This is a genomic window from Thioalkalivibrio sp. AKL17, from assembly GCF_000377885.1.
Classification (GTDB): Bacteria; Pseudomonadota; Gammaproteobacteria; order Ectothiorhodospirales; family Ectothiorhodospiraceae; genus Thioalkalivibrio; species Thioalkalivibrio halophilus.
The window spans coordinates 237673-249636 of record NZ_KB898767.1 but is presented as its reverse complement, the minus strand read 5'-3'; the positions used below and the strand labels follow the sequence as shown (position 1 = coordinate 249636).

Here is an 11964-nt window from a genome sequence, read left to right as displayed (position 1 = left end):
CGTGGACGGTGACACCATCGTCGCGGTCGCGACCCCTCCGGGGTCCGGCGGCATCGGGGTGGTGCGCCTTTCCGGTCCCGATGCTGTGGCACTGGCGCGGCGGATCGCCGGGCTTGATCCACGGCCGCGGCACGCCCATTACGTGCGCCTGCAGGATCCTGCCGATGATGCGCTGATCGACGACGGTCTGGTGCTGTTCTTCCCGGGCCCGCGTTCCTACACCGGAGAGGACGTGGTCGAATTCCAGGGCCACGGGAGCCCCGTACTCCTGGAGCGGCTGGTCGCGGCCTGCGTGGCCCTGGGCGCGCGCCGTGCGCGCCCGGGCGAATACACCGAACGCGCGTTCCTCAATGGCCGCATGGACCTGGCCCAGGCGGAGGCCGTCGCCGATCTCATCCACGCCCAGACCGAGCGCGCGGCGCGGCGCGCACGTTCCAGTCTGGACGGCGCCCTGGCGGCCGAGCTGCAGCCGGTCTCCCGCCGCATCCGCGACCTGCGGGTCCACATGGAGGCGGAACTGGACTTTGGCGAGACCGATCTCGAGTCGAATGTGGCCGGGACGCTGGCTCCGGCGGCGGCCGAACTCGCCGCGCAGATCCGCGCGCTGATCGAACGCCTGCGGCCCGGCCGCTACCTGGACCGCGGTCTGCGACTGGCGCTGCTCGGGCCACCCAACGCCGGCAAGTCCAGCCTGATGAACCGCCTTGCAGAGGATGAGGTTGCCATCGTCACCGACCGGCCCGGGACCACGCGCGACGTGCTGCGGGCACCGGTCGCGATCCATGGCATTCCCGTCGAGGTGGTGGATACGGCCGGCCTGCACGGGAGCGAGGATCCGGTGGAGCGGATCGGCATGGAACGGGCCCGCGAGGCCGGACGGACGGCCGACCTGGTGCTCGAGCTGCGTGACCTCACCGATCCCGACGCCGGGATACCACAGGACCTGCCGGCCGATCTGCCGCGCCTGGTAGTGTGGAACAAGAGCGATCTTGCCGATGACCGGCAGGGTTCTGTCTCCGCCGACGCGCTCGCGATCTCCGCGCGCACCGGCGAGGGACTGGATGCGCTGCGCGCCGCGATTGCCGCGCGCCTGGGCCTGGCGCCCGAGACGGACGGCGGCTTCAGCGTGCGTGCGCGCCACCTCGACGGGCTGGTGGCGGCCGCGAGTGCCCTGGAACGCATCCACCCGGCACTGCCCGGCGATCTCGCCGCCGAAGAACTGCGCAGCGCCGAACAGACCCTCGACGCCCTCCTCGGACGCCAGGACCACGAGGCCCTGCTGGGCGAGATCTTCGCCGGGTTCTGCATCGGCAAATAATCCGAGTGCCGTTCTGCGGCTTTTGCATTCGCCGTGATCCCGCCGCAGGCTTGCCGAATCCCGAGCGAAGGAATGCGGCATGGCGACCGAACCGGAAGTCCCGACCGAGGAATCCTCCCCTGCCTCCCTGCGTGAACGCCTGATCCGGATGAATCTACCCGATCTCGTCCATGGTGGCGGTCACGCGCCCGACTTCCGGGAAACGCGAGCGGACTACATCCGCCGCCGGATCCGGCCGCTGGCGCTGTTGCTGGCCATCGGTCTGCCCCTGTGGCTGCCGCTCGAATTCTTCCTGCTGGATACCCCGGACGCCCTGCTTACGATGATCCTGCGGCTCACAGGGGCCGGCGCCGGGCTGGTGCTGTGGTGGAGTTGCCGCCAGGATACCGGCTACCGCGGCACGCTGTGGCGCCTCGCCCTGCTGCTGGCGATTCCGATGACGCTCTATGCCATGGCGCGGTTCATCATCAATTCCGACCTCGAGTCGGCGCTCGCCTCGGGTTACGCCTTCTTTCCGGCGCTCACGGTCGCGGCCCTGGCCATCTTCCCGCTGACCCTGCGCGAAGGTGCGTTCGGTTCGGTTGTCATCCTCGCCGTCTACATGGCCATCGAGGCGGCAATGGGCAATCTGGGTCGCTGGGACACCCTGGGCAATCTCTGGCTGCTGGTGCTGGTGGCCGGGGTAGCCGTATGGGCCGCTCTGAGTCAGCTGCACATGCTGCTGCGGCTCTACCGGCAGGCCACTCGCGATCCGCTGACCGGCCTGTTCAACCGCGGGGCCCTCGCGCGCCGGGTACGGAGTCAGCTGGAAGTTGGCGGCGGGGCGGATGCCGGCCTGTGCGTGCTGCTGTTCGATCTCGACTGGTTCAAGCGGATCAACGACACCCATGGCCATCGTGCCGGCGATCGGGTGCTGGAACATTTCGCTGCCCTGCTGCAGGACGAGTTGTGCGACGGCGGCACCCCCGGCCGCTGGGGCGGTGAAGAATTCCTCGCGGTCCTGCCGCACGGCGACCTCGAGCGCGCGCGAGCGCTGGCGGAACGGATTCGCGAGCGCCTGGGGGCGGAACCCGTCGATCTGTTTCCGGCGGATTCGCTGACCGTAACCGCCTCGGTGGGCGTGGCGTGTCGCCAGGGTGACGAATCGCTGGACGCGCTGGTGCAGCGCGCCGATGACGCACTGTACGCCGCCAAGACCGCCGGCCGGGACTGCGTGCGCAGCGCCCCCGTCCCGACCTGATCGAGTCGAAAGCGATTCACGGTATGGTCACTTCGGGACCGGCAGCGCTCCTGCTACACTGATCGCTTGCAACGCAGTGGCCCGACCCCCGGGCCGGGAAGTTCTCGAGCATGGCGGAATCCTTTGATGTCATCGTAGTGGGCGGCGGGCATGCCGGTACCGAGGCAGCCCTGGCGGCAGCGCGCACCGGTGCGCAAACCCTGCTGCTGACCCACAATCTCGAGACCGTCGGGCAGATGAGCTGCAACCCGGCGATCGGCGGCATTGGCAAGGGGCATCTGGTCAGGGAGATCGATGCACTGGGCGGGGTCATGGCGCGGGCCGCGGATGCCGCGGGTATCCATTTCCGCGTCCTGAACCGGCGCAAGGGGCCGGCGGTGCGCGCCACCCGTGCGCAGTCGGATCGCCAGCTCTATCGCCTGGCCGTACGCCGCGCCGTCGACCAGTGTCCCAACCTGCGGGTCTTTCAGCAGGGCGTGGCCGATGTCGTGCTCGACGGTGACCGCGCTGCGGCGGTCGTGACCGACGGCGGGATCCGCTTCGAGGCCCGCTCGGTGGTGCTGACCGTGGGCACCTTCCTCAACGGCCGGATGCATACCGGCGAGCAGAACCAGGCCGGCGGCCGCGCCGGCGACCCGCCGAGCGAACGCCTGGCGGCGCGCCTGCGCGAGATGGCGTTCGATGTCGGCCGGCTGAAGACCGGTACCCCGCCACGCATCGACGGCCGCAGCGTCGACTTTTCCGTGCTGGAACGTCAGCCTGGCGACGATCCGCGACCGGTCTTCTCGTTCGTCGGTTCGCGCGACGAGCATCCGCCGCAGCGTGCCTGTCATATCGCCCGGACCACCGAGCATACCCACGCGATCATCCGCGACAACCTCGAGCGCTCGCCGATGTATTCCGGGGCCATCGACAGCACCGGTCCGCGCTACTGTCCGTCGATCGAGGACAAGGTGGTGCGCTTCGCGGACAAGGACAGTCACCAGATCTTTGTGGAACCCGAAGGCCTGGATACCCACGAGCTGTATCCCAACGGCATCTCCACCAGCCTCCCCTGGGAGGTACAGGTCGACGTGGTCCGCAGCATCCCCGGTTTCGCGCACGCACACATCACCCGTCCGGGGTATGCGATCGAATACGATTTCTTCGACCCGCGCGGCCTGACCCCGGCGCTGGCGACCCGCGAAGTCGACAACCTGTTCCTCGCCGGCCAGATCAACGGTACGACCGGCTACGAGGAAGCGGCCGCCCAGGGGCTGGTGGCCGGCCTCAACGCCGCCCGCCACGTCGCCGGGCACGACCCGTGGGTCCCGCAGCGTTCCGAGGCCTATATCGGGGTGCTGATCGACGATCTGGTCACCCGCGGTACCCGCGAGCCCTACCGGATGTTCACCTCGCGCGCCGAACATCGCCTCCTGCTGCGCGAGGACAACGCCGATCTGCGCCTCACGCCGACGGGCCGCGAAATGGGTCTGGTCGACGACGAACGCTGGACCGTGTTCAGTCGCCGGGCCGAACAGGTCGAAGCCGAACGCGTGCGCCTGGGTGCGACCCGACTGTCGCGCGAACAGCGGCGCAACGAGGCCCTGGTCGCCTACCTCGGCCAGACACCCGATCCCGAGGCGACCCTGGAAGACCTCCTGCGTCGCCCGAACGTGGATTATCCCGGTCTGATGGCCTGCCTGCCCGAACTGGCCGCGACCCTGCCCGCCGACGTCTGCGAGCAGGTCGAGATCCAGACCAAGTATGCCGGCTACATCGAACGTCAGCAGACCGAGGTCCGGCGTCAGGAGCGCGCGGAAAACACGCCGCTGCCGGAAAATCTGGACTACGACCGCGTCCATGGCCTGTCCGCCGAACTCCGGCAGAAGCTCGCCGAGTTCCGTCCCCACACCCTGGCCCAGGCGGGGCGCATTCCCGGCGTGACTCCGGCCGCGCTGTCCGCTCTGGCCGTGCATCTGAAGCAGCGGGCCAGTGGCGAATGAGGACACCTGGCGTGCGGAGCTTGCGCGCCACGCCCCCGCCGCGGGTCTGACGGAACCCGCGATCGACGCGCTGGTGACCTGGCTGAGTCAGCTCGAACGCTGGAACCGGGTGCACAACCTGAGCGCGGTGCGCGATCCGCAGCAGATGGTGTCGCGGCATGTCTTCGACAGTCTCAGCCTGCGCCCGTGGCTGCACGGGCAGCGCATCCTGGACGTGGGAACCGGTGCCGGACTGCCGGGACTGATCCTGGCCCTGGCCGACGCGTACGCCCCCGACGGCCATGCGGCCGCGAATCGGCGGTACTGCCTGCTGGACAGTGCCGCCAAGCGCGTTCGCTTCCTGCGTCACGTGATCGGCCTGCTGCGGACGGAAAACGTCGAGGCCCGTCATCTGCGGATCGAGCAGTTCGCGCCGCAGACCCCGTTCGATACCCTGGTCTCGCGCGCCTTCAAGGCCCCCGCCGAGACCCTTGAGCGCGCCGGCCATCTGGTCGCCCCGCAGGGGCGGGTACTGGCGATGCTGGGCCCGGCGGACCGCGCCCGCGAGGCGTTGCCGCCACCGTGGTCGTATCATGCGGTCGAGCCGGTTACCATTCCCGGCGAGCACGCCCCCCGTCACATCGCCATCATCGAGAGAACCGCGCCGTGACCGAAACCCTCGCGATCACCAACCAGAAGGGCGGCGTCGGCAAGACGACCACCTGCGTCAACCTGGCCGCATCGCTCGCCCGTCTGGGGCGTTCGGTGCTGGTGGTCGACATGGACCCGCAGGGCAACGCGACCACGGGATCCGGCGAAGACAAGCATGCCGACGTACGCACCACCTGCGACGTCCTGCTGGGTGATGCGCCCCTGGATGATGTCGTGCAGCGCGTCGAGGCCGGCTTCGATCTGCTGCCGGCCAACGGTGACCTGACCGTGGCCGAGGTGCGCCTGATGGAAGAAGAGGGCCGCGAATATCGCCTGCAACAGGCCCTGGCGGATGCCCGTGGCCGCTGGGACTACGTGCTGGTCGACTGCCCGCCGTCACTCAACCTGCTGACGGTCAACGGTCTGGTCGCTGCCGACGGCGTGGTTATCCCCATGCAGTGCGAGTACTACGCCCTCGAGGGTCTCACCGCGCTGATGCGCACCATCGAGAGCATCCAGCGCGGGCCCAATTCCCGCCTGCGCATCGCCGGGCTGCTGCGCACCATGTTCGACGCCCGCAACCGTCTCGCCGGCGACGTATCCGAGCAGCTGACCGGGTATTTTGGCGACCGGGTCTACAATACCGTGATCCCGCGCAACATCCGCCTGGCCGAAGCCCCCAGCTTCGGTCAGCCTGCTCTGTTGTATGATGCTTCATCGCGCGGCGCGGTCGCCTATCTCGCCCTGGCAGGCGAACTGCTGCGCCGCTGATTGCTCCTTTCGGCAGGATTCGACACATGGCCAGAAGAAACAGTGGACGACTCGGACGTGGTATCGACGCGCTGCTCAGCGGGGCCTCCGAGGAGCCCGGCGAAGAGGATCGCCTGGAGTCCGTGCCGGTCGAACGCATCCGCCGCGGCCGTTACCAGCCGCGCGGCCGGATTTCCGAAGAGGCGCTGGCCGAACTGACCGAATCCATCCGCTCGCAGGGCATCGTACAGCCGGTGGTCCTGCGGCCGGTGGACGATGGCTACGAGCTGATCGCCGGCGAGCGACGCTGGCGCGCCGCCCAGCAGGCAGGCCTCGAAACGGTCCCGGCAGTGATCCGCGAGATCCCCGACCAGGCGGCCGCCGCGATGGCCCTGATCGAGAACATCCAGCGGGAGAACCTCAACCCGCTGGAGGAGGCCAGTGCCATCCACCGGCTGATCGGCGAATTCGAACTGACCCACCAGGACGCGGCCACCGCCGTTGGCCGCTCCCGCACCGCGGTGACCAACCTCCTGCGGCTGCTGGAGCTCCACGATGCGGTCAAGGTTCACGTCGACGAGGGTCGCCTCGAGATGGGCCATGCCCGCTGCATCCTCGCCCTGCCGGTCGACGACCAGCCCGAGGTCGCCGAGCGCGTCGTCAAGCGCGGCCTCTCGGTACGCGCCACCGAACAGCTGGTGCGCCGCACCCTCGAGCAGAAGGATGCCGAGCCGGTCTCCAGCGAGCCCCCGCCCGAGATCCGGCAGCTGGAGAGCCGCCTGGCCGACACCCTGGGTGCTCCCGTCCAGGTGCGTTACAACCGTCAGGGCAAGGGCCGCCTGGTGATCGAATACAACTCCCTCGACGAGCTCGACGGAATCCTGTCACATATTCAGTAACCCGGTCGGCTCCCGCGGGTCGCGTTGACCTCCCTTAAGGGCCCACTTATACTGCGCGCAATTTTCCGGAGAGGGGTGGGTTGTGCCCATCCACCAGATGACACTGCGACGCTTCAGCCCTGCCATCCAGTCGCTCGGTCTGCAGCTCGCAGTCACCCTTCTCCTGACGGTGCTCTTGCTGGTGCTGTCGTTACCGTCGGCCGCCATCTCGATGGCGCTCGGCGGCGGGATTGCCGCCCTCGGAAACGCCGTGATGGTATTTGCGGTCTTCGGGGCGTATCGTGCGTCGGCCGCCCGCAACCTGGCCGGGCGCATGATGCTGGCTCAGGTATTCCGGCTGCTGCTCATCGCAGCCGCATTTGCGGCGGTGTTCGCGGGTTACGAGAACCCCGACCTGCTCGCCCTGTTCGGTGGCTTTCTCGCGGTGCATCTTCTGCCCGTGTGGTGGGTCCACCGGGCATCCGCCCAAGCAATGAAGAGATAGCGACATGGCTTCAGAAATGGACGACCATATCAATCACCATCTCACGAACCTGACCTTCGGGTATCACCCGGAGAACGGGCTCGGCTTCGCGATGAACGCATCGGAGGCCGCCGAGATGGGTTTCTGGGCCATCCACGTCGATTCGATGATCTGGTCCATCGGCCTCGGCCTGCTGTTCATCCTCAGCTTCCGTTACGCGGCAAAGCGGGTCACCGCCGGTGTCCCCGGTGGCTGGCAGAACTTCGTCGAATGGATCATGGACTTCGTCGACACCAACGTGCGCGGTTCGTTCAAGCACAAGAACGACCTCATCGCGCCGCTGGCACTGACTATCTTTATCTGGATCTTCCTCCTGAACCTGATGGACCTGGTGCCGGTGGATCTGATCCCGCACCTCGCCTATCTGCTGGGCATCCCGTACTTCAAGATCGTGCCCACGACCGACATCAACGTGACGATCGGTCTGGCGCTGGGCGTGTTCATTCTCATCATCTATTACTCGCTGAAGATCAAGGGTCCGGTGGGTTTCGTCAAGGAGCTGACCGGTGCGCCGTTCCAGACCTCCATCACCCCGCTGAAGCCCCTGACCTGGGTGGCCAACTTCGTGCTGGAAGTCGTCGACCTCCTGGCCAAGCCGGCTTCTCTCGCCCTGCGACTGTTCGGCAACCTGTACGCCGCCGAGATGATCTTTATCCTCATCGGCCTGATGTACTCCGCCGGGCTGATGTTCGGGCTTGCCGGGGGGGTGCTGCACGTCGGCTGGGCGATCTTCCACATCCTCGTGGTGCCGCTGCAGGCCTTCATCTTCATGGTGCTGACCATCGTCTATCTGGACATGGCTCACTCGGAAGACCACTGATAACCCTTAACTTCAACTGACCGTCTCAACTTCACTGGAGATATTACGATGGAAATGGCTAACGCTCTGGTTATTATCGCCGCCGCTCTGATGATGGGCATGGCCGCTATCGGCGCCGCGATTGGTGTCGCCACCCTCGGGGGTCGCTTCCTCGAAGGCGCCGCCCGTCAGCCGGAACTGATCCCGATGCTGCGCACCAACTTCTTCATCGTTGTGGGTCTGACCGACGCCGTCCCGATGATCTCGGTGGGTATCGGCCTGTACGTCCTGTTCGTTCTCGGCTAAGGGCTGATCGAGTCACGAGGATCCCTCACCACTCGTCAACCTGAGGTAGCAGGATGAATATCAATCTCACCATCATCGGGCAGCTGCTGGCCTTCAGCGTTTTCGTATGGTTCACCATGCGATTCGTATGGCCGCCGCTGACCCAGGCCCTGGAGGCACGGCGCAAGAAGATCGCCGACGGCCTCGCGGCCGCCGAACGCGGCGAGAAGGAACAGGAGCTGGCCCAGGAGCGAGCGACCGAGGTCATCAAGGAGGCCAAGCAGCAGGCCAACGACATCGTCGCCTCCGCTCAGAAGCGTGCCAACGAGCTCGTCGAGGAAGCCCGCACCACCGCCCGCGAGGAAGGGGAGCGAATCAAGGAATCGGCCCAGGCCGAATCCGAGCAGGAGCTCAACCGCGCGAAGGAAGAGCTGCGCAAGCAGGTCTCCGACCTGGCAGTTCAGGGTGCCGAGCAGATCCTGGCCAAGGAGATTGACGCCAAGGCCCACGGTGACCTTCTCAAGAAGCTCGCCGCAAAGCTGTAAGGAGAGGCTATGTCAGACCTGATTTCGGTAGCCCGACCCTACGCTCGCGCCGCCTTTGAGCGGGCCCGCGACGGCCAGGATCTTGCCGGCTGGGCCGAGCAGCTGGAGTTGCTGGCGGCCATCGCCCGCGATTCCCGCGTGCACGATCTCCTCACGAACCCCCGGGTCCCGCGTGCCCAGCGTGCCCAGCTCATGCTGGACATCGCCGAGGGCAAGCTCGACGACGGCGTGGCGAACCTCGTCCGTCTCCTGGGCGAGAACGGTCGACTGCCGGCCCTGCCGGCGGTGAGCGAGGCGTTCAATGCGCTGAAGGCCGAGGCGGAAAGTCGCGTGGAGGCCGAGGTCATTGCCTCCCGCAAGCTCACGCAGGCGCAGGAGAAAGAGATCCACAAGGCCCTGTCCCAACGACTCGGTCGCGAGGTGGATCTGACCTCCTCGGTCGACAGCTCCCTTATTGGAGGGGCCATCATCCGCGCCGGCGACCTGGTCATCGACGGCTCCGTGCGAGGCCAGCTGGACCGCCTGGCTGCCAATTTGAGTCGCTAAGAGGAAATTATCATGCAACTGAATCCCTCCGAGATCAGTGATCTGATCAAACAGCGCATCGACCAGTTCGATGCGGGCTCCGAGGCCTCCAACGAAGGCACGGTGGTCAGCCTGCAGGATGGTATCGCCCGCGTACACGGCCTGGGCGACGTCATGCAGGGCGAAATGCTCGCCTTCCCCGGGGACGTCTACGGCATGGCGCTCAACCTCGAGCGCGATTCCGTGGGCGTCGTGATCCTCGGCGACTACCAGAACCTCAGCGAGGGCGACACCGTCAAGTGCACCGGCCGCATCCTCGAGGTGCCGGTCGGCGACCAGATGCTCGGCCGTGTCGTGAACTCGCTCGGTCAACCGCTGGACGGCAAGGGCCCGATCGAGACCGATCATACCAGCCCAATCGAGCGCATGGCCCCGGGCGTGATCGAGCGCCAGGGCGTCGACCAGCCGCTGCAGAGCGGCATCAAGGCGATTGACGCCATGGTCCCGGTCGGCCGCGGCCAGCGCGAGCTGATCATCGGCGACCGTCAGACCGGCAAGACCGCGGTGGCGATCGATGCGATCATCAACCAGAAGGACTCCGGCGTTAAGTGCATCTATGTCGCCGTGGGCCAGAAGGCCTCCTCGGTCGCCTCGGTGGTGAACAAGCTTGAAGAGGCCGGCGCGATGGACAACACCATCATCGTGGCCGCCAACGCCTCCGAATCGGCCGCGATGCAGTTCATCGCTCCGTACGCCGGCTGCGCCATGGGCGAATACTTCCGCGACAAGGGCGAAGACGCACTGATCGTTTATGACGACCTGACCAAACAGGCCTGGGCGTATCGTCAGGTGTCCCTGCTCCTGCGTCGCCCGCCTGGTCGCGAGGCCTATCCGGGTGACGTCTTCTACCTGCATTCCCGTCTGCTGGAGCGCGCCTCCCGCGTCAACGAGGATTACGTGGAGAAGGCCACCAACGGTGAAGTGAAGGGTAAGACCGGCTCGCTGACCGCGCTGCCGATCATCGAGACCCAGGCCGGCGACGTCTCCGCCTTCGTGCCGACCAACGTCATCTCCATCACCGACGGTCAGATCTTCCTTGAGACCGATCTGTTCAACTCGGGCATCCGTCCGGCGATCAACGCCGGTCTCTCGGTTTCGCGAGTGGGTGGTTCGGCTCAGACCAAGATCATCAAGAAGCTGGGTGGCAGCGTCCGTCTGGATCTGGCCCAGTACCGCGAACTGGCGGCCTTCTCGCAGTTCGCGTCCGATCTGGACGAGACGACCCGCAAGCAGCTGGATCGCGGCAAGCGCGTGACCGAGCTGATGAAGCAGGGTCAGTACAAGCCGATGTCCATTGGCGAAATGGCGTTCTCGCTGTACGCGGCGAACCAGGGTTACCTGGACGACGTCGACGAGGACAAGGTGGTCGACTTCGAACGTGAACTGCAGGCGTGGCTGCGCTCGAACCAGAAGTCCCTGCTCGACGAGATCAACAGCACCGGTGACTACAACGACTCCATCCAGGAACGCATGACCAGTGCCCTGGACGAGTTCAAGTCCAAGAACACCTGGTAACGGGAGCGCGCAATGGCGGGCACAAAGGAGATCCGGACGCAGATCAAGAGTATCCAGAATACTCAGAAGATCACCAAGGCCATGGAGATGGTGGCCGCGTCCAAGATGCGCAAGGCCCAGGACCGCATGCAGGAGTCCCGGCCCTACGCCGAGAAGATCCGCGACGTGATCGGTCACGTTGCCATGGCGAACGCCCAGTACCGGCATCCGTTCATGGTCGAGCGCGACGTCAAGCGTGTCGCCATGATCGTGGTGTCGACCGACCGGGGTCTGTGCGGCGGGTTGAACACCAATCTGTTCAAGCAGGCCGTGGCGGAGATGCGGCGTTACCGTGAGGAAGGGGTCGAGGTCGACCTCTGCGTCTTCGGTAACAAGGCACTGCAGTTTTTCCGGCGGCTTGGCGGCAATATCGTGGCTCAGGCCACGGATCTCGGTGACCGCCCGCACCTCTCTGACCTCATCGGAACCGTCAAGGTCCTGCTCGACGATTTCCGTGAGGAGAAAATCGACCGCGTGGTCCTGGTGGAGAACAAGTTCGTCAACACCATGACGCAGCAACCCCGGACCACGCAGCTGCTGCCGACGGCGCCGAGCTCCGACGACGAGCTCGAGTACCACTGGGACTACATCTACGAGCCGGAGCCCTACGAGGTCCTGGATACCCTCGTCGAGCGCTACGTGGAATCCCTGATCTATCAGGCCGTAGTCGAGAACGTGGCCTGCGAAATGGCTGCGCGGATGGTGGCGATGAAGGCGGCCTCCGACAACGCCGGAACGATGATCAAGGATCTCCAGCTGGTCTACAACAAGGCACGCCAGGCCGCGATCACGCAGGAGATTTCCGAGATCGTCAGCGGCGCCGCCGCGGTCTAGAGACCGGCTCCCGCAGG

General features: G+C 66.3%; 13 protein-coding genes. All 13 read left to right on the top strand.

Annotated elements, in window-relative coordinates; all coding sequences use genetic code 11:
- Nucleotide 1: 1 nt before the first annotated feature.
- On the top strand, nt 2-1318 hold the full coding sequence (gene mnmE, locus D577_RS0109510; protein WP_018947251.1) for a tRNA uridine-5-carboxymethylaminomethyl(34) synthesis GTPase MnmE: 1317 nt from the start codon (nt 2-4) through the stop codon (nt 1316-1318).
- A gap of 79 nt (nt 1319-1397) precedes the next feature.
- Nucleotides 1398-2558 (top strand): diguanylate cyclase, encoded by a 1161-nt coding sequence (locus tag D577_RS0109505; RefSeq protein ID WP_018947250.1) that lies wholly within the window; start codon nt 1398-1400, stop codon nt 2556-2558.
- A gap of 110 nt (nt 2559-2668) precedes the next feature.
- On the top strand, nt 2669-4543 hold the full coding sequence (gene mnmG / locus D577_RS0109500; RefSeq protein ID WP_018947249.1) for a tRNA uridine-5-carboxymethylaminomethyl(34) synthesis enzyme MnmG: 1875 nt from the start codon (nt 2669-2671) through the stop codon (nt 4541-4543).
- Nucleotides 4533-5192 (top strand): 16S rRNA (guanine(527)-N(7))-methyltransferase RsmG, encoded by a 660-nt coding sequence (gene rsmG / locus D577_RS0109495; RefSeq protein WP_018947248.1) that lies wholly within the window; start codon nt 4533-4535, stop codon nt 5190-5192. Before mnmG ends, rsmG begins: the two co-directional genes overlap by 11 nt.
- Nucleotides 5189-5944: a ParA family protein gene (locus tag D577_RS0109490; protein ID WP_018947247.1), complete on the top strand. Its 756-nt coding sequence runs from the start codon at nt 5189-5191 to the stop codon at nt 5942-5944. The genes rsmG and D577_RS0109490 overlap by 4 nt, the downstream gene beginning before the upstream one ends.
- A gap of 26 nt (nt 5945-5970) precedes the next feature.
- Nucleotides 5971-6822: a ParB/RepB/Spo0J family partition protein gene (locus tag D577_RS0109485; protein WP_018947246.1), complete on the top strand. Its 852-nt coding sequence runs from the start codon at nt 5971-5973 to the stop codon at nt 6820-6822.
- An 82-nt stretch (nt 6823-6904) separates the two neighbouring features.
- Complete coding sequence (locus D577_RS0109480; RefSeq protein ID WP_018947245.1) at nt 6905-7306, top strand: ATP synthase subunit I; 402 nt, start codon at nt 6905-6907, stop codon at nt 7304-7306.
- A 16-nt stretch (nt 7307-7322) separates the two neighbouring features.
- Nucleotides 7323-8165 (top strand): F0F1 ATP synthase subunit A, encoded by an 843-nt coding sequence (atpB, locus tag D577_RS0109475; RefSeq protein WP_018947244.1) that lies wholly within the window; start codon nt 7323-7325, stop codon nt 8163-8165.
- Nucleotides 8166-8213: 48 nt separating this feature from the next.
- Nucleotides 8214-8450, top strand: a complete 237-nt coding sequence (atpE, locus tag D577_RS0109470; protein ID WP_018868902.1) for a F0F1 ATP synthase subunit C — start codon at nt 8214-8216, stop codon at nt 8448-8450.
- Nucleotides 8451-8503: 53 nt separating this feature from the next.
- A complete protein-coding gene (locus D577_RS0109465; RefSeq protein ID WP_018947243.1) occupies nt 8504-8974 on the top strand; it encodes a F0F1 ATP synthase subunit B in 471 nt (156 codons plus the stop codon).
- Between the two features lie 9 nt (nt 8975-8983).
- Nucleotides 8984-9520 (top strand): F0F1 ATP synthase subunit delta, encoded by a 537-nt coding sequence (locus D577_RS0109460; RefSeq protein ID WP_018947242.1) that lies wholly within the window; start codon nt 8984-8986, stop codon nt 9518-9520.
- Nucleotides 9521-9532: 12 nt separating this feature from the next.
- Nucleotides 9533-11074: a F0F1 ATP synthase subunit alpha gene (atpA, locus tag D577_RS0109455; RefSeq protein WP_018947241.1), complete on the top strand. Its 1542-nt coding sequence runs from the start codon at nt 9533-9535 to the stop codon at nt 11072-11074.
- Between the two features lie 12 nt (nt 11075-11086).
- On the top strand, nt 11087-11947 hold the full coding sequence (atpG, locus tag D577_RS0109450; protein WP_018947240.1) for a F0F1 ATP synthase subunit gamma: 861 nt from the start codon (nt 11087-11089) through the stop codon (nt 11945-11947).
- Nucleotides 11948-11964: the final 17 nt, after the last annotated feature.